Genomic DNA, 21947 nt, shown 5'->3' with positions numbered 1-21947 from the left:
GAAGATATATGTATTGGCTAGTTCCACTTGAAGAGCTTGACGGCTGCAAATGAGCCAGCTGCCGACCAGAGAACCAGGAAAATGAGTCCAGCAATGCTGACGTGTCCGGAGATCAGCGCTTCGCGCATCGCATCGCCAAGCGCCGCGGATGGCAGGGCGTTAAGTGTGGGCTGGATCCAAGCTGGCGCCATGCTCAGTGGGTACAGCACGCCTCCGGCTCCGGCCAGAAGAATCCAGGCGAGGTTTGTGATCGCCAAGGTTGCCTCCGGGCGAACCGTGCCCGCGATTAGCAGCCCAAGCGAAGTGAACGCGGCGGCCCCGAGCAGCAGGAAGAGGATGGCCGGGGCGATGCCCCAGGGGTTTGGCTCCCAACCCATGAAGAGGGCCACTGCGGTAATGAGAACAACTTGAATCGCCAGTACGGTGAGCACAGCGATGACTTTGCCGAAAATCAGTCCGGTTTTCCCCAGTGGTGTGGTGGAGAACATTTTCAGCACACCGTAACGGCGATCAAACCCGGTTCCGATTCCCTGGCCGGTGAAAGCAGTGGAGATGACGCACAGCGCTAAGACGCCAGGAACTGCGGCGTCGATACTCCGTTCGGCAACGCCATCAAGGAGATCTGTAAGCGTGAGAACGACTAGGGCGATCATCGGCATGACCACCGCGAGAATGAGCTGTTCACCGTTGCTCAACATTTGCAAGGATTCGTATTTTCCTTGGAAGAGAATGCGTTTGATGGGTGAAACGGCGTTATTGACCGTAGCTTGTTGGCTCACGCGTGTTCCTCCTTTTGTGCGAATTCGAGGAATACATCTTCCAGGCTTCGAGCCTGCAGATTCAGCTGCGTCGGCAGGATGCCTGCCTTCAGCCACCAGCTAGTGAGCCAATGCAGGTGTTCAGGGGAGTTGACTCCGTCCAAGCGATATTCGCCGGGCGAAGTCTCGGAGAGATATAACCCAGCAGGTGCCTCGGGCAGCTCCAGGCCCGGACGGGCAGCGAAGGAGATGGGGCGAGCATCCTGGTCTTCCGCGGCGCGTGCGGTGAGCTCGGCCACGGTTCCCTGTGCGACAGTGCAGCCCTTATCGATGATGTACACGTAATCACTCAGGCGTTGCGCGTCATCCATCAAATGGGTGGTCAGGATGATGGCCTTGCCAGCATCGCGCAGTTCAGCGATGAGATCGAACACTACCTGGCGGGATTGCGGATCCAGACCTGCGCTTGGCTCATCGAGGAAGACGACTTCCGGGTCTCCGGCAAGCGCGATGGCGAGGGCAACACGTTGCTTCTGCCCGCCGGAGAGACGGCGAATGGTGCGCGTGCCAAAAGATTCGAGATCCAAGCGGGCGATCAGTGCGTCAATGTCGATGGGGTTTTGGTAAAGCGAGGCGACATGACGCAACAGCGGGACCGGGCGCATTGATGGCGGCAGCCCGCCCTCCTGGAGCATGACGCCTACGCGCGAGCGAAGCTCGGGGTTGTCGCCGAACGGGTTTTGCCCCAGCAGCTCCACAGTGCCGCCCTCTGGCTGCAGCAACCCCTGAGCGCACGCCAAAGTTGTTGACTTGCCTGCGCCGTTAGCGCCGAGAAGTGTGGTGACTTGGCCGGGGTAAGCCTTCAGGGACACCGACTCGAGGACCCGCAGCATGCGGTTGTCCAAGGCGGGAACTGGCCCTAAATCTTTGGCCAGTTCATTGATGATGAGACTGGGGGTTACGGAAGACACCAAAACATTCTACGACATGTCGAACTCCAATATTTGAGGACTATGTCACCAACACTCGCCACTGCCACGCATGAGCGCGAGAATAAAAAGGCGTAGTTGCTTAATAAGGCCTGGATTGAGAAGTGGGCAAGCTCTCCCTTAGTAAGTCCTTCCTTACTAGACCTGGCGCGAAAATTTACGCATGATTGTGTTGTGTATTCATCAAATTTAGACTCAGCTAGTGGCTCCACTGCCGAAACGGTTGGCGCAGTTGGGGATACCGAAGAACGCACGCGCGACCGCGTCCTTTATGCAGTACTGGAGGACGGGCCGGTCAGTGCAGCCGAGCTTGGCAACAAGCTGGGTTTCACGCCAGCTGCAGTTCGCCGTCACCTTGATGCGCTTTCCAAATCGGGGCTCGTTGAGGTGAAACTGGTGGCAAACCAGAAGTCGGGTGCTGGCCGTCCGTCTCGTCGCTACGTGCTCTCGCATCGCGGCCAGACCAAGCTGGGCAATGACTATTTGGAAATTGCTACCGATGCGCTGAAGATGCTCGGTGAAGCTGCCGGTGACGATGCGATTCGTAAGTTCGCGCGTAATCGTTTCGCCGAAATGGAAACCCGGTACGCCAAGGCGTTGGCCGGGGTTGAAGGGCTGGAAGCACGGGCCGAGGTTCTGAGCAATTTGCTCAGCTCCGACGGATTCGTGGGGTACACCCGAAAAGTTGATACAAAAGTGGCAACGGCTTTGATGCATAGCGTTCAGCTATGCCAGGGGCACTGCCCGATACAAGACTTAGCACGAGAGTTTCCGGTGTTTTGCGACACCGAAACGGAAATGTTCGCCCGTCTGCTGGGTGTTGACGTTCGACGATTGTCGACCTTGGCCGGTGGCGGACACGTGTGCACGACCCACATCCCTGTGGGACGTGAAAAGGCGCCAATGCGCGCCGAGAAGAGAACTCGAATTCAGTTCACGAAGCAGGAGAGGCCGCGATGACGGATCAGATTGCACAGGAGTCTGCCGACCCGGGTGTAATTTCCGAGATTCTGGAGAAGAACCCCGAACTCCACGGAATCGGCAATTACGAATACGGCTGGTCAGATAAGAACGACGCGGGTGCCAACGCTCGCCGCGGAGTCGACAAGGACGTTGTGGCGAATATTTCCGCCCTGAAGTCCGAGCCAGAATGGATGCTGGAGCGTCGCCAGAAGGCGCTGAAGTACTTCGATCGCAAGCCAATGCCAACCTGGGGTCCAGACCTCTCCGGCATTGATTTCGACAACATCAAATACTTTGTCCGCTCCACTGAAAAGCAGGCGGCGACGTGGGATGAACTCCCTGAAGACATCAAGAATACCTACGACAAGCTGGGTATTCCCGAGGCGGAAAAGCAGCGCCTGGTTTCCGGCGTGGCTGCTCAGTACGAGTCTGAGGTCGTTTACCACCAGCTGCGTGAAGACCTTGAAGCCCAGGGTGTGATCTTCCTCGACACCGATACCGGATTGAAGGAACACCCGGAGATCTTCGAGGAGTACTTCGGCTCGGTTATCCCTGCAGGCGATAACAAGTTCGCTTCGCTGAACACCGCTGTGTGGTCCGGCGGCTCCTTCGTTTACGTTCCTAAAGGCGTACACGTAGAGATCCCGCTGCAGGCGTACTTCCGCATTAACACGGAAAACATGGGCCAGTTCGAGCGCACCCTGATCATCGCCGATGAGGGTTCGTACGTCCACTACATCGAAGGTTGCACCGCTCCGATCTACCAGTCGGACTCGCTGCACTCTGCCGTTGTGGAAATCATCGTGAAGAAGAACGCCCGCGTTCGCTACACGACCATCCAGAACTGGTCGAACAACGTATACAACCTGGTGACCAAGCGTGCCGTCTGCGAAGAGGGCGCAACCATGGAATGGGTCGATGGCAACATCGGCTCCAAGGTCACCATGAAGTACCCTGCCGTGTACCTCGTTGGCGAACGCGCCAAGGGTGAGACCCTGTCCATCGCCTTCGCCGGCGAGGGCCAGCACCAGGACACCGGATCCAAGATGGTTCACATCGCACCGAACACCTCCTCGGCCATTGTGGCCAAGTCGGTGGCTCGTAACGGCGGCCGTTCGGCATACCGTGGCCTGGTCCAGGTTCAGGAAGGCGCCAAGGGCACCAAGAACTCGGTGGTTTGCGACGCACTGCTGGTGGACCAGATTTCTCGTTCGGACACCTACCCATACATCGACGTTCGCGAGGACGACGTGACCATGGGCCACGAGGCAACCGTTTCCCGCGTTTCCGAAGAGCAGCTGTTCTACCTGATGTCCCGTGGCATGGCTGAGGACGAGGCAATGGCAATGATCGTGCGTGGCTTCGTCGAGCCAATTGCACGTGAGCTTCCAATGGAATACGCGCTGGAACTGAACCGCCTAATTGAACTTCAGATGGAAGGATCGGTCGGCTAAGAATGTCGGAGACCACCACCCATATCCCAGATGAGAAGGTGCGCATCGGCGCCCCGTCCATCCCTGGTTTCACCGAAGAGGGCGAAGACCTTTCGCCGATCAACGACAATGGCAGCTCGCCTCTGGGCGGAGCCTCTGCCAAGGCCCACAGCCATGGCGGCGGCGTCGGCATTCCGGATTCCTCGCGCGCTGGTCGTCTGACCAGCACCAACGTGGAAGATTTCGCGAAGCTGACCGGTCGTGAAGAAGACTGGCGCTTCACCCCGCTCAAGCGGCTGAAGGGCCTGCACAGCGAGGAACTTACTGGCGCTGCTCCCAAGGTCGAGTTGACCGGCAATGACATCGCCAAGCTGTCGGTCGTGTCCTCGGATGACGCGTTGAACGGCATTGCGCACACCCCGGACGATCGTGTCTCGGCCAATGCCTGGAAGTTCGCTTCCGAGACCCAGGTCCTGACCATCCCTAGGAATGCCGAAGGTGCCAGCGCTAGCGTTCGCATCACCGGCGAATCGCTGGATCCAGCTGCTCAGCACCTGATCATCGTCGCCGAGGAAAACTCGGAAGCCACCGTGATCCTGGATCACGTCGGTTCGGCAGTGCTGGCCCAGAACGTTGAATTCGATGTTCGAGCCAACGCCCGACTGACCGTCGTATCCCTGCAGGCTTGGGAAGATGACGCGGTACACGCATCGTCGCAGCAGGCACTGGTTGCCCAGGGTGCATCCTTCAAGCACATTGCCGTTTCCTTCGGTGGTGACTTGGTTCGCGTGAACCCTTCGGCTCGCTTCACCGGCGAACGTGCGGAAATCGAGCTCTACGGCCTGTACTTCGCAGATGCTGGCCAGCATCTGGAGCACCGACTGTTCGTTGACCACGCTGTGGCCAACTGCAAGTCGAACGTTCTGTACAAGGGTGCGCTGCAGGGCAAGGACGCGCACACCGTCTGGGTTGGCGACGTGCTGATCCAGAAGGAAGCCGTTGGCACCGATTCCTACGAGGCCAACCGCAACCTGGTGCTGACCGATGGCGCACGTGCCGACTCGGTTCCGAACCTGGAAATCGAAACCGGCCTGATCGATGGTGCTGGTCACGCATCGACTACCGGTCGCTTCGATGATGAGCACCTGTTCTACCTGATGGCACGCGGCATCGATGAAAAGACCGCCCGCCGCCTGGTAGTCCGTGGCTTCCTGAACGAAATCGTTCAGCAAATCGGCGACGAAGCTCTGCAGGAGCGACTGACCGACACCATCGAAGAAGAATTGGCTGCTACCGATAACTAGGTAGTGCTCGCTTCAACAGCTTTTTAGCCTCAGAGCTTTTTAGAAAGAAACGGAACGACGTATGTCTACTCTGGAAATCAAGGACCTGCATGTCTCGATTGAAACCGAGCAGGGCGAGAAAGAAATTCTCAAGGGTGTAACCCTGACCATCAACACCGACGAAACCCACGCAATCATGGGTCCTAACGGCTCGGGCAAGTCGACCCTTGCATCGACCATCGCCGGCCACCCACGCTACAACGTCACTTCGGGCAGCATCACCCTTGATGGTGAAGATGTCCTGGAGATGAGCGTCGACGAGCGCGCCAAGGCCGGCCTGTTCCTGGCAATGCAGTACCCAGTCGAGGTACCTGGCGTCACCATGACCAACTTCCTGCGTACCGCCAAGACCGCAATCGACGGAGAAGCCCCGAAGCTGCGCACTTGGACCAAGGACGTCAAGGAAGCCATGAGCAAGCTGAAGATCGATGCCGACTTCGCTGGCCGAAATGTCAACGAAGGCTTCTCCGGCGGCGAGAAGAAGCGCGTGGAAATCCTGCAGCTGGAACTGTTCAAGCCTAAGTTCGCGATCTTGGACGAGACCGACTCCGGCCTGGACGTTGACGCACTGAAGATTGTTTCCGAAGGCGTTAACCGCGCTCAGGAAGAAAACAACATGGGCACCTTGCTGATCACCCATTACACGCGCATTCTGCGCTACATCAAGCCAGATTTCGTGCACGTGTTCGTGGACGGCCGCGTGGCTGAACAGGGTGGCCCAGAACTTGCCGACCGCCTGGAAGAAGAAGGCTACGACCGCTACCTGAACGTCAAGGCCTAAAGGTATTTCCATGAGTGAATCAACCGAACAGAGCCAGGGAGCTGTCACGACTCCTCTGGAAGACGTTGAGGAAGCCCTGAAAGACGTTATCGACCCGGAACTTGGTGTCAACATCGTTGACCTTGGGTTGCTCTACGGCTTGAAGTACGCTGATGACGGCGCGCTGCTCCTGGATCTCACGTTGACCACCGCAGCTTGCCCGCTCACCGATATTATCGAGGAGCAGGTTGCCAAGGCGTTGGAGAACATCGTGGATGACCACCGTCTGAATTGGGTCTGGATGCCACCTTGGGGTCCGGAACGCATTACTGATGATGGCCGTGACCAGATGAGAGCCCTCGGGTTCAACATCTAGGAGCGACGTATGACGTTGGAAGGCCGCATCCATCCGCAAGGATGGATGCGGCCTTCCGCACTTTAACTCAATCGGGGCGCCTGCCGGCAACCTACCGATTTGATCGTTGACCGATAACACGATTGCGACCAAAGCCAGTTAATGTTGGCACGCTGAACAAAAACGTGACTATAGTTTCATTTAATGACATTAGGGGAACCTTGGAATCTGAATCGGAGTAGTCGATGGACAAATCAACCACGGCCGCAAAAGGCAAGATCGCACGCCCTATCGAGGAAATCGAGGAAGCGCTCAAGGACGTTATTGATCCCGAGCTCGGAATTAACATCATTGACTTGGGGCTGGTATATGCGTTGCGATTTGTCGAGGGCGCAGTGCTTGAGATTGACATGACACTCACTACGCCAGCCTGCCCGCTGACCGACATTCTGGAAGAACAAGTTGACCAAGCGCTCGGGAATTTGGTCACGGTCCACCACCTGAATTGGGTATGGAGCCCCCCTTGGGGCCCAGAACGGATCACCGAAGACGGCAGAGAACAAATGCGAGCTCTCGGGTTCAATATCTGAGCGGCCTGCTGGCTAAGCTCCAGAAAGAACGGATTCGAAGGCGATGGCGCTGCCCGTGCCTCCTGCGGCTGCCATTAGGGCGAATGCGCGTTGCCCATCGAGGCGTAACTTTTGAGCCTGCCAGAAGAGACGGGTAGTCAATATGGCTCCACTGGCCCCGTAAGGATGTCCCAAGGCCAGCGCCCCGCCATCACGATTAACCTCGGTTGGGTCGATCCCCAAAACTTCGAGGCATGCGAGGGCTTGTACCGCGAAGGCTTCATTAAATTCGACTAGGTGCGTATGAGCGGAATCAGTGTCCTGCAGCATTTTTGCGAGTTTTTCATAGGCTGGAACGGCCGCCATCCCAAGAATCTCAGGGGCGCAGGCTCCAGTCGCAGTTGCCAGGTAACGCAAGGCGAAAGGCGGATTGACTGCATGCAGGACTTCTTCACTCACCATCAGGACCGCGGCTGCACCATCGTTGATGGGACAGGAGTTTCCCGCGGTGACACTTCCATTGCTCACAAAAGCTGGCTTCAGCGCAGCAAGTTTCCGTTCGTCGATAGAGGCTCGAGGGCAGGTATCTTCTGAGATGAGCCCCGTGGGCGTGCTGACGGGTAGCAACTCATCTTTATAGAGCCCTGAGTTTTTCGCGTCGACTGCTCGTCTGTGACTTTGCAAGGCAAAGGAATCTTGTCGTGCGCGGCTGACCTCGAACCTCTTGGCAATGTTTTCGGCGGCGACGCCCATGTCGGGATCGGGCTCTGGCTCTGGGGTGAATCTCGCCCGTGAATACATGCGTGGTGGGGTCATCGCGGAAGCCTGTTTCTCAACTCTCCACGGAGCCGTAGTAACTGATTCAACGCCGCCAGCAATGACGATGTCTGCTTCGCCGCAGCGGATCATTCGAGCACCGGCAGAGATTGCTTCCAACCCGCTAGTGCACTGGGCATCCACGCTGGTTGCGCTCACCGAGGATGGCAAGGTTGAAGCCAGCGTCGCGACCCGGGCAATGTTTCCTCCGGGTCCGGCTGCGTTGCCGAGAAACACATGGTCAACTTTATGGGGCGCTATTCCCTTTCTCTCCACGAGGGCGGTCAGCACTGGCGCGATGAGTTTGTCGGCGCTGATGCGCGCATATTCCTTTCCGGCTCGGACGATCGGTGTACGGAGGGCATCAATAACGTAGGCATTGTTCATCGTAAACGTATTCTCGTGAGGGGTTCGGGCATTGCATTCGCCGTCCAAATGGCGGTTGATTTTCCGCTGAACGACAGCGGCCATTCTTTGTGGAAGATGATTTCGTGGGGGACTTTGAAGGTCGGAAGAAGTTCAAAGAACCGCTTATGAAGAAGTCCACTATCAACGGCGGGGGAGAGAGCATGAACGATCAAGCGGGCATGGCCATTTTGTCGTTCGACTTGGACTTTGGCATCCAGGATATTCAGGATTGCCAGGACGTCTTTGATCTCCGAGGGATGGATATTATTGCCGTTGAGGTTCAGCATTCCATCTTCGCGGCGCATGAAAGTGATCGTTCCATCATCCGATTGCATTCCTTGGTCCAAAATGCTGGTTGAATTGCCGCAGCGCGCAATTGGCGGTGCCGTTGCGGGGTCATAGCCGTTCGCGTTGTAAGGGCTATCGATGTAGGCGGCGCCGGAACCGGTGTCTGGATCAACATCATGGAAATGGACCGAGACACCGGGAAAGAGCCGACCAGAGAAGCATCCGGCGTCTTTGGCTGTAGTGTCGCGGAGAGCGTAAGCAATGAGGCTATGTTCGCTGCTCCCGAAATACTCTATGCAAGATTCGAGAGCAGGTAGGGCCTGAAGACGGCTGACTAGTTGTACTGGTAGTGTTTCGCCTCCGCTGATGACCCAACGGATATTCGAAAGATGTTGCGGTTCGAGGTGGGTCGAAAGACGGTCAAGGATGGTGGGCACGCTGACGATGCGATTGCAGGAAACCTGGCTCAACAAAGAGTCGAGGACTTCGGACCGCCAGTGCCCGGCACCTATGAACGTTCCGCCCGTGTGAATGGATTCGATCAGGGAATACAGGCCAAGTCCATGTGAAATCGGGCCAGGCGACAGGGTAACTGCTTCTTCAGGGGCCATGAGCATTGCGGCTCCGGCGGCCAGGGAAGCCAGCCACGAGTATGCTGTCCGGCTGATCGCTTTCGGCCTTGCGGTGCTTCCTGAAGTGCAGATGATCAGAAGTTCGCGTTCATTCTCGTGTTCGTGCAGTTCCCATGGACTGCGGTCGGGTTCTTCGGAGATCACTAGCGGATCCGCGAGGCCCGCCTTGTCAAGTCGGTTTGGGTAGTCAGTGATGACTAGTTTGCAGGCGAGATTTCCGAGCATTGATTCGAGCAAGGCCTGTGGCCAAGAAGGATCCAGAACGACGAGGGTCTTGCCGGCGAGCGATGTGCCATGAAAGCCAACAGCCATCGTGATCGGATCTCGAGTTAATATTCCGATGCGCTGTTGGTCGTAGCTTTTCAAGGTTCGAGCGAGTCGATGCGCTCGTCCTGCCAGCTGAGAAAAGGTCAACTTGCCAGAAGGTGCAATGACTGCTGAATTGTTAGGGCAGCTCTCTGCCCAACTCGCGACGGCCTGCCAGAACCCCATGATGTCAGCTCATGAGTCCGCGGTAACTGCGGTGCACGGTCAGCGCAACCAACGTCGTGACGACAGCTTTGAACACATCTCCAGGGAGGAAAGCTGCCGATCCAATCAGGGAAGTCCGAAGGTCAAGGCCCGTCACCACGGAAGTCCACGGTACGCCGAAAAGATAAATGACGCCGATTCCGCCGATGACTACTGCTGCCAGGCCGGTGGCGAATCGCGCCGCGTTACCGGTTCTGCGCAGAACCCAATACTTGAATAACGCCCCGATCACCAGGGATCCGAATATCCAGCCGACAAGATATCCGCCGGTGGGGCCAAGGAGGACCCCTAGACCGCCCCGGCCACCTGAGAGCAGGGGCAATCCCGCGATAGCGAGAACAACGACGACCAACGATGACGTGGCGCCACGCCATGGGCCCAGCAATGCGCCAGCAAGCATCACTCCGAGCGTTTGCAAGGTGATAGGCACAGGGATGATGCCCAGCGTGATGGGCGGCAGCAGGCCCATTGCGGCGATCATTGCGGCGAACACAGCGATATATACCGTGTTTTTGGTTTGTGATGAAGACGGGTTTCGAGACATGAGTGTTCCTTGATAATACGAGTGTGAAGTTGTGCTTTGCTCAGAATCGGCGTTTGGCGGGCTCGGAATCGTAGCCGCGGGCATCCAGCGCCTCTGCGGTTTCATCGGCGATTTTTAAGGATCGGATGACAAGCGGGACTGTAACTGCCAGGGGGTTGTTGGCCAGGCCCCGGGCGTGCTGGGCTTCACGAACCTCAATATAGACCTTTTTCAGCTCAGGGATGAAGCGTATGGTCATTGACAACGCCAAAGCGATTTGTGCCGGGTTCCCACCAATGAAGCGAACGGGGGAGGCTACTTGTTGGAAAAGTTCCAGCATCGCTTCGAATTTCGTGGTAAGGCTGACCGCGTACGCCAAGAGGCACATGGTCAGAAGCCTCAACACCGAACGCAAGGCATTCAACCAATCGGTCTGCAGTCCAAGAAGGATGAAAACTACACCGAGGATGAGCGTTATCGAGATCAGCGGCAGGCGTAGCTGTCTGAAGTCTACGTGCGCAGAAAGCAGGATCGCAGCGCTGAAAACAAATAGTGCGAGCAGCACTATCCAGGATGTGATGAGGTAGAGCGCGATACTCAGGACGAGCAGAGCGCCAAACTTCCAGCCGGGTTTGATCCGCGCCAGATAGGAGGTGTTGTTCGCCGCGATCATGCGTGGCTCCATTGGCGATAGTGGGCGATCGCTTCGGCCGGTGGACCATCGAAGGCAACGGTCCCATCCGTGACGACAAGGACACGTTCGAAATCTTCGAGTATTTCCAGATCATGAGTCACGACAATTGCCCGTTGCGAGAGCTTGGAGATCTCTTTTTGGAACGCCAGTCGGTTGCGCAAATCCAGCATCGTTGTCGGTTCATCGAACACTACTGTTTGCGGGCGCATGGCCAGCACCGATGCGAGCGCCACCATTTGCTGTTCACCGCCCGAGAGCGTGTGGCTCTCGCGATCAGCTAGATGGGAAATGTTCAACTCACCGAGTGTCTGTGCGACTCTCACTTGCCGTTCATGCTTGGGCAAGGACAAATTCTTCAGCCCGAATGCGATGTCGTCGGAAACGATTGGCATGATGATCTGATTTGCCGGGTTCTGGAAGACGAATCCCACCTGGCGCCTGATCTGCTTGGCGTGCTCTCGAGTGGTGAGCTCACCGATGTGTACGGTTCCCTCGGTTGGGAGTACAAGTCCATTGAGCAGGCGGGACAAGGTGCTTTTGCCTGCGCCGTTGGCTCCGATGATGCCGATGCGCTTTTCGTTGAGATCTATGCTGATCTGCCGGAGCACATCTCGGTTATCGTAGCGAACGAAGACGTTCTCCAATCGGATTGAGGGTAATTCCACAAAAGCTCCAGCGCGATACTCAAGGCTCCCGGCGGCGCAGCAACGTTTGCTGGCTGACCGAGGCCGTTTTGATCGATGGTTGATTCACCATCGATTAAGAGCATACTTGATCACTGTTCAATTGTCTTGATCAGTGTTCAATGAATTTTCTAGGCGACGAAAAGTTGATCGAAAACCAGGCCAAGAGACAAGAAGATCATGATGATTCCGGAAAGAAGTGTCACAATGCGTGCGGCTAGAGGCCTGGAGCGAAGCAGAGCGCGTGCTGCGATAGCCACCGTGAAATAGACAGCGATGGAAACGCAGAAGTGGGTCAGTCCGAGCATGCCTGTTTGAACTGGCATAGGCAGGCTCGTTGCGGGATCCAGATATTGTGGGATCAGGGCAACGTATAAGAGCAGCGCCTTGGGGTTGGTTCCACTTGTCAGCAAGCCCTTGAGGAAAGAGCTGCGTGGCGAAATCCGTTGTGCGGTCGCGGCCGCCAGAGCCACAGGCCCGCTCTCCGCGCCACCCAAGCTGTCGACTCGATCTGGTTTCTGCACGTCGATTTCGTCAGCTACCGCTTCGATTGGAACCTCGAAGAAGGATGCCGTCTTGCTCGATCGAAGCGTCGAAATTCCGAGCCATAACAAGTAGAGCGATCCTGCAGCGGTCAGCCAAATGAGCACCGTTGGCGAGCTGTCGACGAGCGCTGCGATCCCGCAGACCAATAATGCAGTGTGAACGAGGTATCCGGAGAGCAGTCCCCAGACAGCGGGCTGGTAGCTTTGCTTCCGCAATGCCGAAGAAATGATGTAGGCCCAGTCTGCGCCGGGCGTGCATGCCAAAGTGACCGAGATCAGGAGAAAAGCTGTTAGCTGAGCGAAATCCATGGCCATCCTTTGGGACAAGTTGATACTGTCTCCACCCTAGGGAAATCGACGCCAAATGTGTTTGCCAATTCTTGGATAAAGCCGGAAAATCACGCAAAGAAAACGTCAAATCTGAATAGAACACGCAACTTTTTTGTGCGGTAATCTGAAACTATGGATGAATTGGATAGAGCAATACTTTCCGAACTGCAGCTCGACGGAAGGATCAGCGCCACGGCCCTTGCCGCAAAAATCGGGCTATCAGTTGCTCCTTGCCACCGTCGCATACGAGAGCTTGAACGCTCAGGCGTGATCACTGGATACCAAGCGATAATTGCCCCGGAGCGGGTTGGATTGGGATTCGAGGCACTTGTGTTCGCGACGCTGAGGGACAGAGCGCAGCTCAAAGAGTTCGAGCTTGCGGTTGAACAAGAGGACTTGATTGTCGACGCCCAGCGGTTATTCGGGGAGCCTGACTTCTTATTGCGCGTGTTCGCCGAAGACCTGAGCCACTATCAGCATGTTTACGACGAAGTCCTGGTTGGCCTGCCCGGCGTTGAGAAACTGACTAGCACGATAGTGATGCGCAATATCAAAGAGCGAGCGGTGCTCCCCGTTTAGCCCGCCTGATCGGCAAGCTTGGGCGGGCGGCTGACGCGCGGGGTGAGCAAAAGGGAAACCACGAGAATACCTGCGCAGATCCACAGAGCCTGAGGCAGACCCACTCCGTCGACGATAAAACCGATCAGCGGCGGACCGCCGAGCATTGCTCCGTAACCGAAAGCGCTGATGATGCTGACGGCCTTCGGACCAAGGCGCTCAGTGCGCGAAGCGGCGATGCTCATTCCAATGGGGAATCCGAGGGAGCTGCCCAGGCCCCACATGGCTGAACCTAGTCCGATCAAGTTCGGGCTCGACCCGACGATGAACAACGTGACGCCGACGAGACCTATGGTTCCCATGAAAAGCAGCGTGTATTTGTGTCCCAGCTGGTCGACCAAATGCCCGCCAAGGAATCGCCCAATAGTCATGGCACCCACGAACAGGGTGAACATGAGTGCGCCTTCCTTGTGCTCCAGTCCGTGGCCGTCTACGGTTGCGACTGCAATCCAGTCATTGGCGGCACCTTCCGTGAAGCTGAGGCCGGCCACCATGAGTCCAAGCAGCAGGAGCAATCCGAGGTTACCTGCGGGCTTGGAAGCCCCCGTTGACTTTTCCTTCGCCAGTTCAGCGAAGTTTTCATTTCCCCATTCGCTCAAGCCCAAGTGGGCAACAAATGCGAGTACGACGAGCAAGACAGAAACTAAGGCAAAGTGCCAGATGCTGCGCACGTGCATGGCAATCGTGGCCGTTGCGAGCCCTGCCCCGGCCAATGAGCCTAGGCTGAAAAAGCCATGCAACGAGGGCATGATGCTACGACCGAGTTTGCGTTCGATTCTTGCACCACTGACGTTCATCATGATGTCGAGGCACCCGAAAGTGATGCCATTAATGAAGAGCGTGAGATATGCGAGCCATGTACTCTGCGTCAATGAAACGGCGACACCGAGGACAGACAGGCATAAGGCCAGACCAAGGGGAAGGACGCAGAGGAGCCGCTTGGTGGGCAGATATTTGCTGATGGTCGGGATAATCGACAAGCCGATCAGGGTGCCCAACGTCATGCATAGAAGGAATGAACCGAGACCTAGGCCGGAGAACCCCAGTACATCATCGATGATCGATAGCCTTCCTGCCCAGGAAGCGAATGATAATCCTGCAAGGAAGAATATTAGGTTGATGCTGGTGCGTTCAGTGGGCAAGAGTCGCGCTCTGGTGGCGACCGGCTGGGTCATCTGAAAGTTTTCCCTGTTCCCTCTCGGTTTCTATAGTGCCTAGAGTTTATCTCACTCTGGAGATCTAAGTTACTAGACGGTTGGATTTGCCTTGTTTTTGAGAGAATACGGCGGTGATGCCCAGTTTCTGTACAGGCAGGAGCTTTGATTCGCGGGGCCTTTACCGTGGTTTCGGCGCAAATTTATGGCGCCGGATCGGCGGAAAACTTGGAAGAAAAAAGACTGCCAACCACGTGAAAAGCACGAGATTAGCAGTCTTGAGAATGGTGCCCCCGGCGGGATTCGAACCCACGACCTAGAGATTAGAAGGCTCTTGCTCTATCCAGCTGAGCTACGGAGGCATGACCGAAAATAGTTTAGCTTATTGCCCGCTGAAAGTACGAGTTGAGGTCAGTAGGGCGCGAAGAGTGCCAAAGTTGAGATTTGATAGCTGTCAGAGCATCGAGCTGGTCGTGGCGCTGGACCTGTTGCTTGGTTGCAGCGCAGCTTCACCGATATGGTTCGGCGAAGGGCTGCAGGAGCCGGCTGTCACAACTATCGCGTAGATGATGATGTTCAACCCGAAGCGTGGTGGCCGCTCTGGCTATGACTTTGCTCGGGGACACGGGCTTGCCATCCTTCGCGGGACCAGCTTATGGACTATGAAATCGTCGGAGAAGAAATCGGATAACGCGGTTGGGTCTGGTCCCGATTGCTGCGGTTCGAAAAATACGCGGCCATCCTTGTATCAGACGTGGTTTGGCCTCTTTCGCATGCTTCGCTAATCCTGCTTGCACGCAGCGTTCCGCTGGCACCAGTTTGGGGGAGTGCTCGCGATGTTCGCCGCGCCTGCATCTTGTTCCGGGCATTTCTCGGGCGGATTCGAATTTGCAGCCACTCAATCTGGCAAGCTGGACTCGCTCATGGAATGTTCAATGCCCGGTAGGCCTGACTTCGAAAATCATGACTGTTGGCGCATCGCTTAATTCCAACTAATCATTCACCATGGGTTGGACCGGTTGACTTGCGCCAGGGGCGCTCATCGCACGCGTACTATTCCCGGCGGCCCGTCGACGGAATGCGTAGACGGTCGATCTCCACAACTCGTTACAACCATGAATCGACTTTCCTGTCCGTGAGCCACCATGGACAGCAACGTCAGGAAGATTCCTTGGCGTAAGGAAAACAAAGGAGTGGTACGAGTGAGCGATCTGGTGACTATCCGTGCGGTTGTGGGCACGGATCCGCAATTGACCGTGACGGCCAAAGGGGTGGCGGTGTTGAAATTTCGAGCTGCGACTCATGAACGCAAGAGGGATCAGGAGTCGGGGCAGTGGGTTGATGGGCCCACGAATTGGTATTCAATTTCAGCCTTTAGGGGCCTTGCTGAGAACACCATGGAATCGCTGGCTCAGGGCGATCACGTGATGGTCTTTGGCAAACTTCAAATTCGTGAATTCGAACGCGCGGATGGGTCCAAAGGCAACAGCGCGGATATCGAGGCATACAGCATCGGACATGATTTGCGGTTCGGCACGAGTTCCTTCGCCCGTGTTCGCAACGACACCGGTGATTTTGATCGAATCTCGCATCAGGACCCGACGACGGAAACTGAAGGAAGCTGGACCAAAGGCGACGATCAAGCTGCATGAATTTAGGCAGATTGGCGGTGTTCGGGTCATTCCTGTGAAACCGGACACCGCCCACCCAAAATAGTTGGTTGAGAATTCGGAATTGACCCCTCTAACCGACTAGCCTTAAGGGCATGGCGGAATTCATTTATACGATGACCAAGGCTCGCAAGGCCGTTGGTGACAAAGTCATCCTTGACAACGTCAGCATGTCGTTCTTCCCTGGCGCCAAAATTGGTGTTGTAGGTCCGAACGGTGCTGGTAAGTCAACGATCTTGAAGATCATGGCGGGTCTCGATACCCCGTCCAACGGCGAGGCACGACTCTCGCCAGGATATTCGGTTGGCATCCTGATGCAGGAGCCACCACTGAACGAGGAAAAGACCGTTCTGGGCAATGTCCAAGAGGGCGTTGGGGAGATCTACGAGAAGATCACTCGCTTTAACGAGATTTCAGAAGAAATGGCCCAAGAAGGTGCCGACTTCGATGCGCTGCTCGAAGAGATGGGCAAGCTTCAGGAAGCCATTGACGCTGCTGATGCTTGGGACATCGACAATCAGCTTGAACAGGCTATGGACGCTTTGCGCTGCCCACCTGGTGACGAGATGGTCACTCACCTCTCTGGTGGTGAACGTCGTCGAGTAGCGTTGTGCAAGTTGTTGCTCCAGAAGCCGGATTTGCTGCTTCTGGACGAACCGACCAACCACTTGGACGCAGAATCGGTACTTTGGCTGGAACAGCACCTTGCTGCCTACCCAGGCGCCGTCCTCGCAGTTACCCACGATCGCTACTTCTTGGACCACGTCGCCGAGTGGATCTGTGAAGTTGACCGTGGTCGCCTGCACCCATATGAAGGCAACTACTCCACCTATCTGGAGAAGAAGCGCGAACGTATGGAGGTACAGGGCAAGAAGGACCAGAAGCTTGCTAAGCGACTGGCTGAAGAGCTCGAATGGGTTCGTTCCAACGCCAAGGGCCGCCAGACCAAGTCCAAGGCACGTCTGGCTCGATACGAAGAAATGGCTGCGGAAGCAGAGCGTACTCGCAAGCTGGACTTTGAAGAGATCCAGATTCCGCCAGGCCCGCGTTTGGGCCAGGTCGTGATTGAAGCTAGCGACTTGAAGAAGGGCTTCGGCGATCGCGTACTGATTGACGGACTGTCATTCTCGTTGCCACGCAATGGCATCGTCGGTGTTATTGGCCCCAACGGTGTTGGTAAGTCGACCCTCTTCAAGACCATCGTCGGCTTGGAAGGGCTTGATAGCGGTTCGCTGAAGATCGGCGAAACCGTAAAGATTTCCTACGTTGACCAGAACCGTGAAAATATCGACCCAAACAAGTCGTTGTGGGAAGTTGTTTCTGACGGTCTGGATTACATCAACGTGGGTCAGGTTGAAATGCCTTCTCGCGCCTATGTCTCCGCGTTCGGTTTCAAGGGACCAGACCAGCAGAAGAAGGCCGGCGTGCTCTCCGGTGGTGAGCGCAACCGCTTGAATCTGGCGTTGACGTTGAAGCAGGGCGGAAACCTTTTGCTTCTCGATGAGCCGACTAATGACTTGGACGTTGAAACCCTGTCTTCGCTGGAAAATGCGTTACTTGATTTCCCTGGTTGCGCTGTCGTCGTTTCCCACGACCGTTGGTTCCTGGACCGCGTGGCTACCCACATCCTCGCCTATGAGGGCACAGAAGAAAACCCGTCAAACTGGTACTGGTTCGAGGGCAACTTCGAGTCCTACGAAGCGAACAAGATTGAGCGCTTGGGTGTCGATGCTGCGAAGCCGCATCGAGTCACCCACCGCCGCCTGACTCGCGACTAGGAAACGAAACAGCGATGGCCGCCAATTTTGGCGGCCATCGCTGTTTTAAGGACTAGTCCAAAAAGTAGAGTCAGTCTTGATAAATTGGCGCAAGAAGGCTCGAAAGCCTGACATATTGCCGGTTCTGGTGCACAAGATGCTGTTGTGGAGCCCCGTGGAGGATCTCGTGGACTTCGGCAGCAATCAAACGAGAGCTTCCCACGCTGATAGACGAGTGAATGGTCGACCTGAAAGCAATTGGGGCATCGGCAAAGTAGGGCTCGCCGGTCGGAAGGAATCGGAAATTCTGGTCCTCCGTGAATCGCGGCGCACCTGGCAGAGCGAAATTATTTGCCAGTTCTTCATGCTCTTCAGAGAGCATATGGATGATGAAACTTGGTGCTGCCAATACCGCGCCTGCGGCACCTGACTCCTTTGCAAGTGAAAACGAAACGGCCACTGGATCAATTGACAGGGAAGCCAAAGATGAAATCGTCAATCCGTAGGGCAGTCCGTCGACTGTTGCGGTAATGAGTGCCACTCCGGCTGGATGATGGCGAAACGCGGTGCGAAAGTCATCTGATAATTGGCTCATCCAATAGCTCCTTCAAGCCGAACAGAAATACGTAGCCCGGCAGGTGATGTGAGAGTTTCTTCAGTTCTCACCAACGACACTGATAACCTCAACACTAAGACTTCAAGCGAACTTGAGGTCAAGCGGAGGGAGAGTGATGATTCGCATATCAAACGATGCCGAAAAGCCACAGGAAAAACCCGCAGAGGAACTCCTGTCTATTGGCCAAGTCAGCGAACGTACAGGGGTCGCACGTTCTGCACTTCACTATTATGAAGAGCTTGGACTCATCGCCTCTCTGCGGACATCAGGAAACCAGCGTCGTTATCCTAGGCACTTGCTTCGCCGAATTTCATTGATCACCGTAGGCAGGCAATTGGGCATTGCGCTTAGCGATATTAAGGAGGCTCTGGCTCCGGTTCCAATGGATCGCTTGCCGTCCGAGGAGGACTGGCTTCGAGCTACCGCACATTGGAAACTCGTCCTAGAAGCTCGTCGACGAGCAATCGAAGAGCTGGAAGATCGACTCATGGGCTGCATCGGTTGCGGCTGCCTCTCGATGCAGGCGTGCAACCTTCTGAATCCGGATGACCGGCTCTCCCGACAGGGCGCCGGCGCGAGACGCCTTGACTCTGATGAATCAAGTGAATAGGCCTGGTGATTAGTTATGAAAGAATCCAGGCCTAGCCGTTCATCTTGTCGTTTGCGGTAGACATCCGTAACTAGACTTGGAACATGAGAATCGATCAGTTGTTCCGTTTCCCCGTCAAAGGCTTGCCTGGAGAATCAATCGAGTCAGCGCCGGTTCACGAAGGCGGCGGACTGCTTGGCGATCGAAGCGTGGCTTTTTCCAACGGCACGGTTGACGTCTCCGACGGTGAATGGAGCAGCTGCCTAGGCTTCACTATCCTGAAGAACGACAAGAGCTTGCAAAAGTGGTCTGTGAAGTCAGAGCCACCGATGATTACTGTTTCGGCTCCTGGTGCGACCTCGAATGATTCGCTGACCTTCGACTCTTCGCATCCGGACGGACGCATCGAGTTGAGAGAATATCTTTCCTCGCATCTACCAACACAAGGATCTCACCGACGTGAAGTGGTCTCAACGCCAGGGGGCATGTTTGATTCTCAGCTGTCCGGGATTTCCCTGATCAATCCAAATACGGTCAAGCAACTTTCCAAAGCAGGGAAGATTGACCTCGACCCACGTCGGTATCGTGGCAACATCCTTATTGAAGGGCTGCCGGCATTTGCCGAGTTCGGTTTGATTGGCAAAGTCTTGCGGATAGGGGACGTGAAAATTGCCATCACGAAATCCATCGAGCGGTGCTCAGCCACATCGGTGAATCCGGACACCACCGAGGTTGATACAAATGGACCTCGACTATTGGCAACACATTTTGGGCACCTGCATTGCGGCATCTATGGCACTGTTCTTGCTTCTGGCACGCTGAGTGTTGGGTCCTCCATCGAGGTTGGCGATATGAGCGCCGAGGAAAAGCATCTCGTTCCCTCCAAACGTTCTCCGCGGTTTGCCACCGTACTGGATGCTGTTCATCATGGTTCAGAAATCGTAGAACTCACCCTTAGTGATGCGTTCAATTGGTTTAGCGAGCACGACGAAGCCGGGAAATACCTACGCGTTCATTTCGCTGATCCCTTGTGGCGCAACTACACGATTACCTCCGTGGCAAACGGAGCAGTGAAGATTGCAGTGAGGGTACAGGGCTCTGTCTCTCAACGACTGGCAACGCTGCGCGCGGGGGACGAGCTCCTGGTTTCAGGACCATATGGCACGACTACCGCAGCCAATGTTCTGCGTCGGAAAACCGCTTTAGTCACCGCGGGTATTGGAATCACTCCGGTGCTCGGATTGCTTCGCGACTGCGAAAATGCCTCGCTTGTTGAAGAGCTTCGCATGTTGCATGTTGAACGAGGCCTGCCGAGCCAACTGAGCGATCGCGCGGTGCAAGTTTCGGAACCACTGAGCGCCAAAGTACGGCACCATCATTACGACAGTTCGATAAGGCGTCCGACTAGCGAAGAAATCGCCAGCGTTGTCGAGGCCTGTGACAGCGTCGTTATTTGCGGACCTGAAGGATTCACCCGGTCAGTGAATGACTTGTGCGCTGCGCTAGGAATACCGCCCGAGAATATCCATAGTGAGATGTTCGCCTCTCCACAAACTGACCTTGCGCAGCTTTTCAAGGATCTGCCTGCCGCAGAAGTCAGTTGCCGAGATTCTGGAACTGAATTTACTTGGAAGCCAGAAGATGGAGTGTTGTTGGAGGCCCTCGAATCCGCAGGCGTAGATGCGCCAAGCCTTTGCCGGGCCGGATCGTGTGGCCAGTGTTCTGTCAGGCTGCTCAAGGGGAGTGTGACCTACCCGATGGAACCCAGTGCTTCGGTTTCCGCTGGACAGGTACTGACATGCGTATCTGTTCCAGCGGAACCCATCGAGCTAGAAATTTAGCCGGTGATATCAGGAAAATCTTCGGGTGATACTATTTTTTGCCGAATTCTGGCAATCGAATCATGCCCTCTTGGGCGACGGTTGCCACAAGCTGTCCGTCGCGATTGAAGAACTGGCCTGTTCCCAAGCCGCGCGCTGAAGACGCGGAAGGGGAGTGGAGGACGTATAGCAGCCACTCGTCGACCCTGAAGTCCCGGTGCCACCACATGGCGTGATCTAGGCTGGCGATGCTCAGTCCTGGATGCACCCAAGCTAAGCCATGAGCACGCAATATGGGCTCTAATAAGACGTAGTCGCTGGCGTAGGCCAAAGCAGCGCGATGCAACGCCAAATCGTCTGGCATTGCCGAGGTTGTGCGGAGCCAAACAGCGCTATCTGCTACCTGGTTTTTGTCTCCGACAAGATAGATTGGCTCAGTCACGTGGCGAACGTCGAAGGGGCGTTCGAAAGCCCACTCCTTGGCGACCGGATGATTCAAGTGCCCGACGACATCCGCTGTAGTTGGAAGCGACTCGGGCTCCGGGGCCTGGATAGGCATTGGATCATGATGTTCCAGTCCTTCCGACGGTTCCTGGAAGGAAGCGATCATCGAGAGGATTGGCTCGCCGTTCTGGTAGGCATGAACCCGGCGTGCCGAGAAGGATCGACCGTCCCTGAGGCGTTGTACGCCGAATGTGATGTTCTGGTTCGGGTCGCCGGGGCGCAAAAAATAGCCGTGCAATGAGTGCACGACACGTACTTCATCGACCGTGCGCGTCGCTGCCATGATCGACTGTGCCAGTACTTGGCCGCCGAATACGCGATGGCGATTCTGCGTAGGCGTCTGTCCAACAAAAACGTCCTCGTCGGTACGAGCCTCGTTGTCTCCGTCTAGCGCTAGAAGATCAAGCAATACCTGGGTGGTGCCAAGGTCTCCGGTCACGGTTTAAACTCCTTGAAGTGCTGTGGGGTAGAACCAAAACAAATATTACTTGAAAGTAATATTGTCGAATGATTTCTCCGCTCATAGGTAATCTATACGACTTTTCTAGCAAACATCACGCCATCAGCTAATTCCACAAGGTCACATTGCCGGAGCGTGA

The 21947-nt window shown here is 55.8% G+C and carries 23 protein-coding genes and 1 tRNA gene; 12 read left to right on the top strand and 12 right to left on the bottom strand.

The window, feature by feature from the left end:
• Nucleotides 1-17: 17 nt before the first annotated feature.
• A complete protein-coding gene (locus OF385_RS09080) occupies nucleotides 18-779 on the bottom strand; it encodes an ABC transporter permease (protein WP_319019058.1) in 762 nt (253 codons plus the stop codon).
• Nucleotides 776-1729 carry an ABC transporter ATP-binding protein gene (locus OF385_RS09075; RefSeq protein WP_413467959.1) on the bottom strand — a complete coding sequence of 318 codons (954 nt, stop codon included), beginning with the start codon at nucleotides 1727-1729 and terminating at the stop codon, nucleotides 776-778. The genes OF385_RS09080 and OF385_RS09075 overlap by 4 nt, the downstream gene beginning before the upstream one ends.
• A gap of 192 nt (nucleotides 1730-1921) precedes the next feature.
• Here OF385_RS09075 and OF385_RS09070 point away from each other — a divergent pair, with 192 nt between their 5' ends.
• The 6 genes from OF385_RS09070 to OF385_RS09045 all read left to right on the top strand — a co-directional run bounded on the left by OF385_RS09070 (nucleotide 1922) and on the right by OF385_RS09045 (nucleotide 7191).
• Entirely contained in the window at nucleotides 1922-2707 is a 786-nt protein-coding gene (locus OF385_RS09070) for a helix-turn-helix transcriptional regulator (protein WP_061951919.1), read from the top strand.
• Nucleotides 2704-4164: a Fe-S cluster assembly protein SufB gene (gene sufB, locus OF385_RS09065; RefSeq protein WP_022876387.1), complete on the top strand. Its 1461-nt coding sequence runs from the start codon at nucleotides 2704-2706 to the stop codon at nucleotides 4162-4164. Before OF385_RS09070 ends, sufB begins: the two co-directional genes overlap by 4 nt.
• A gap of 2 nt (nucleotides 4165-4166) precedes the next feature.
• On the top strand, nucleotides 4167-5447 hold the full coding sequence (sufD, locus tag OF385_RS09060) for a Fe-S cluster assembly protein SufD (protein WP_264275098.1): 1281 nt from the start codon (nucleotides 4167-4169) through the stop codon (nucleotides 5445-5447).
• Nucleotides 5448-5508: 61 nt separating this feature from the next.
• On the top strand, nucleotides 5509-6267 hold the full coding sequence (sufC, locus tag OF385_RS09055; protein ID WP_022876385.1) for a Fe-S cluster assembly ATPase SufC: 759 nt from the start codon (nucleotides 5509-5511) through the stop codon (nucleotides 6265-6267).
• A 10-nt stretch (nucleotides 6268-6277) separates the two neighbouring features.
• Entirely contained in the window at nucleotides 6278-6622 is a 345-nt protein-coding gene (locus OF385_RS09050; protein WP_022876384.1) for a metal-sulfur cluster assembly factor, read from the top strand.
• Between the two features lie 224 nt (nucleotides 6623-6846).
• The gene (locus tag OF385_RS09045) at nucleotides 6847-7191 is read left to right on the top strand and encodes a metal-sulfur cluster assembly factor (protein ID WP_264275097.1); all 345 of its coding nucleotides are present in this window, start codon (nucleotides 6847-6849) and stop codon (nucleotides 7189-7191) included.
• Between the two features lie 12 nt (nucleotides 7192-7203).
• On the opposite strand, the gene OF385_RS09040 is transcribed toward OF385_RS09045, so the two are convergent.
• The 6 genes from OF385_RS09040 to OF385_RS09015 all read right to left on the bottom strand — a co-directional run bounded on the left by OF385_RS09040 (nucleotide 7204) and on the right by OF385_RS09015 (nucleotide 12599).
• A complete protein-coding gene (locus OF385_RS09040) occupies nucleotides 7204-8373 on the bottom strand; it encodes a thiolase family protein (protein ID WP_264275096.1) in 1170 nt (389 codons plus the stop codon).
• The gene (locus OF385_RS09035; protein ID WP_264275095.1) at nucleotides 8370-9806 is read right to left on the bottom strand and encodes a class I adenylate-forming enzyme family protein; all 1437 of its coding nucleotides are present in this window, start codon (nucleotides 9804-9806) and stop codon (nucleotides 8370-8372) included. Before OF385_RS09035 ends, OF385_RS09040 begins: the two co-directional genes overlap by 4 nt.
• Before the next feature lie 4 nt (nucleotides 9807-9810).
• Nucleotides 9811-10389 (bottom strand): biotin transporter BioY, encoded by a 579-nt coding sequence (locus tag OF385_RS09030; protein WP_264275094.1) that lies wholly within the window; start codon nucleotides 10387-10389, stop codon nucleotides 9811-9813.
• Between the two features lie 40 nt (nucleotides 10390-10429).
• A complete protein-coding gene (locus OF385_RS09025) occupies nucleotides 10430-11041 on the bottom strand; it encodes an energy-coupling factor transporter transmembrane component T family protein (RefSeq protein WP_264275093.1) in 612 nt (203 codons plus the stop codon).
• Entirely contained in the window at nucleotides 11038-11727 is a 690-nt protein-coding gene (locus tag OF385_RS09020; protein WP_264275092.1) for an energy-coupling factor ABC transporter ATP-binding protein, read from the bottom strand. Before OF385_RS09020 ends, OF385_RS09025 begins: the two co-directional genes overlap by 4 nt.
• 149 nt (nucleotides 11728-11876) lie before the next feature.
• Nucleotides 11877-12599, bottom strand: coding sequence for a LysE family translocator (locus OF385_RS09015; RefSeq protein WP_264275091.1), 723 nt, complete (start codon nucleotides 12597-12599; stop codon nucleotides 11877-11879).
• Between the two features lie 153 nt (nucleotides 12600-12752).
• On the opposite strand from OF385_RS09015, the gene OF385_RS09010 reads away from it, so the two are divergent.
• Complete coding sequence (locus tag OF385_RS09010; RefSeq protein WP_264275090.1) at nucleotides 12753-13199, top strand: Lrp/AsnC family transcriptional regulator; 447 nt, start codon at nucleotides 12753-12755, stop codon at nucleotides 13197-13199.
• Here OF385_RS09010 and OF385_RS09005 read toward each other — a convergent pair.
• Together OF385_RS09005 and OF385_RS09000 are read right to left on the bottom strand one after the other, a co-directional pair.
• Nucleotides 13196-14413: an MFS transporter gene (locus OF385_RS09005; RefSeq protein ID WP_264275089.1), complete on the bottom strand. Its 1218-nt coding sequence runs from the start codon at nucleotides 14411-14413 to the stop codon at nucleotides 13196-13198. The genes OF385_RS09010 and OF385_RS09005 overlap by 4 nt on opposite strands.
• 264 nt (nucleotides 14414-14677) lie before the next feature.
• Nucleotides 14678-14754, bottom strand: a tRNA-Arg gene (locus tag OF385_RS09000).
• A gap of 350 nt (nucleotides 14755-15104) precedes the next feature.
• Between OF385_RS09000 and OF385_RS16740 the strand changes: the two genes are divergently transcribed.
• The 3 genes from OF385_RS16740 to ettA all read left to right on the top strand — a co-directional run bounded on the left by OF385_RS16740 (nucleotide 15105) and on the right by ettA (nucleotide 17840).
• Complete coding sequence (locus tag OF385_RS16740) at nucleotides 15105-15338, top strand: hypothetical protein (protein ID WP_413467958.1); 234 nt, start codon at nucleotides 15105-15107, stop codon at nucleotides 15336-15338.
• A 256-nt stretch (nucleotides 15339-15594) separates the two neighbouring features.
• A complete protein-coding gene (locus OF385_RS08995; protein WP_264275088.1) occupies nucleotides 15595-16044 on the top strand; it encodes a single-stranded DNA-binding protein in 450 nt (149 codons plus the stop codon).
• 113 nt (nucleotides 16045-16157) lie between these two features.
• Nucleotides 16158-17840: an energy-dependent translational throttle protein EttA gene (gene ettA / locus OF385_RS08990; RefSeq protein ID WP_264275087.1), complete on the top strand. Its 1683-nt coding sequence runs from the start codon at nucleotides 16158-16160 to the stop codon at nucleotides 17838-17840.
• 70 nt (nucleotides 17841-17910) lie between these two features.
• Here ettA and OF385_RS08985 read toward each other — a convergent pair whose 3' ends face one another.
• Complete coding sequence (locus OF385_RS08985; RefSeq protein ID WP_264275086.1) at nucleotides 17911-18414, bottom strand: flavin reductase family protein; 504 nt, start codon at nucleotides 18412-18414, stop codon at nucleotides 17911-17913.
• Between the two features lie 136 nt (nucleotides 18415-18550).
• On the opposite strand from OF385_RS08985, the gene soxR reads away from it, so the two are divergent.
• Entirely contained in the window at nucleotides 18551-19045 is a 495-nt protein-coding gene (gene soxR, locus OF385_RS08980; RefSeq protein ID WP_264275085.1) for a redox-sensitive transcriptional activator SoxR, read from the top strand.
• An 83-nt stretch (nucleotides 19046-19128) separates the two neighbouring features.
• Nucleotides 19129-20865 carry a 2Fe-2S iron-sulfur cluster-binding protein gene (locus tag OF385_RS08975; RefSeq protein WP_264275084.1) on the top strand — a complete coding sequence of 579 codons (1737 nt, stop codon included), beginning with the start codon at nucleotides 19129-19131 and terminating at the stop codon, nucleotides 20863-20865.
• 31 nt (nucleotides 20866-20896) lie between these two features.
• Here the strand turns inward: OF385_RS08975 and OF385_RS08970 are convergent, their stop codons facing one another.
• On the bottom strand, nucleotides 20897-21787 hold the full coding sequence (locus OF385_RS08970; RefSeq protein WP_264275083.1) for an acyl-CoA thioesterase: 891 nt from the start codon (nucleotides 21785-21787) through the stop codon (nucleotides 20897-20899).
• Nucleotides 21788-21947: the final 160 nt, after the last annotated feature.

This window comes from Glutamicibacter sp. JL.03c (genome assembly GCF_025854375.1).
Classification (GTDB): domain Bacteria; phylum Actinomycetota; class Actinomycetes; order Actinomycetales; family Micrococcaceae; genus Glutamicibacter.
This window is presented reverse-complemented; position numbering and strand designations above follow the sequence as displayed.

Excerpts from the sequence above, each read along its gene's own strand:
- OF385_RS09005 (WP_264275089.1), bottom strand. The coding sequence starts at position 14,413 with ATGACCCAGCCGGTCGCCACCAGAGCGCGACTCTTGCCCACTGAACGC.
- OF385_RS09045 (WP_264275097.1), top strand. The coding sequence starts at position 6,847 with ATGGACAAATCAACCACGGCCGCAAAAGGCAAGATCGCACGCCCTATC.
- OF385_RS09030 (WP_264275094.1), bottom strand. The coding sequence starts at position 10,389 with ATGTCTCGAAACCCGTCTTCATCACAAACCAAAAACACGGTATATATC.
- sufB (WP_022876387.1), top strand. The coding sequence starts at position 2,704 with ATGACGGATCAGATTGCACAGGAGTCTGCCGACCCGGGTGTAATTTCC.
- OF385_RS09025 (WP_264275093.1), bottom strand. The coding sequence starts at position 11,041 with ATGATCGCGGCGAACAACACCTCCTATCTGGCGCGGATCAAACCCGGC.
- OF385_RS09040 (WP_264275096.1), bottom strand. The coding sequence starts at position 8,373 with ATGAACAATGCCTACGTTATTGATGCCCTCCGTACACCGATCGTCCGA.
- OF385_RS08975 (WP_264275084.1), top strand. The coding sequence starts at position 19,129 with ATGAGAATCGATCAGTTGTTCCGTTTCCCCGTCAAAGGCTTGCCTGGA.
- OF385_RS09015 (WP_264275091.1), bottom strand. The coding sequence starts at position 12,599 with ATGGATTTCGCTCAGCTAACAGCTTTTCTCCTGATCTCGGTCACTTTG.
- OF385_RS09035 (WP_264275095.1), bottom strand. The coding sequence starts at position 9,806 with ATGGGGTTCTGGCAGGCCGTCGCGAGTTGGGCAGAGAGCTGCCCTAAC.
- soxR (WP_264275085.1), top strand. The coding sequence starts at position 18,551 with ATGATTCGCATATCAAACGATGCCGAAAAGCCACAGGAAAAACCCGCA.
- OF385_RS09050 (WP_022876384.1), top strand. The coding sequence starts at position 6,278 with ATGAGTGAATCAACCGAACAGAGCCAGGGAGCTGTCACGACTCCTCTG.
- ettA (WP_264275087.1), top strand. The coding sequence starts at position 16,158 with ATGGCGGAATTCATTTATACGATGACCAAGGCTCGCAAGGCCGTTGGT.
- OF385_RS08985 (WP_264275086.1), bottom strand. The coding sequence starts at position 18,414 with ATGAGCCAATTATCAGATGACTTTCGCACCGCGTTTCGCCATCATCCA.
- sufC (WP_022876385.1), top strand. The coding sequence starts at position 5,509 with ATGTCTACTCTGGAAATCAAGGACCTGCATGTCTCGATTGAAACCGAG.
- sufD (WP_264275098.1), top strand. The coding sequence starts at position 4,167 with ATGTCGGAGACCACCACCCATATCCCAGATGAGAAGGTGCGCATCGGC.
- OF385_RS09010 (WP_264275090.1), top strand. The coding sequence starts at position 12,753 with ATGGATGAATTGGATAGAGCAATACTTTCCGAACTGCAGCTCGACGGA.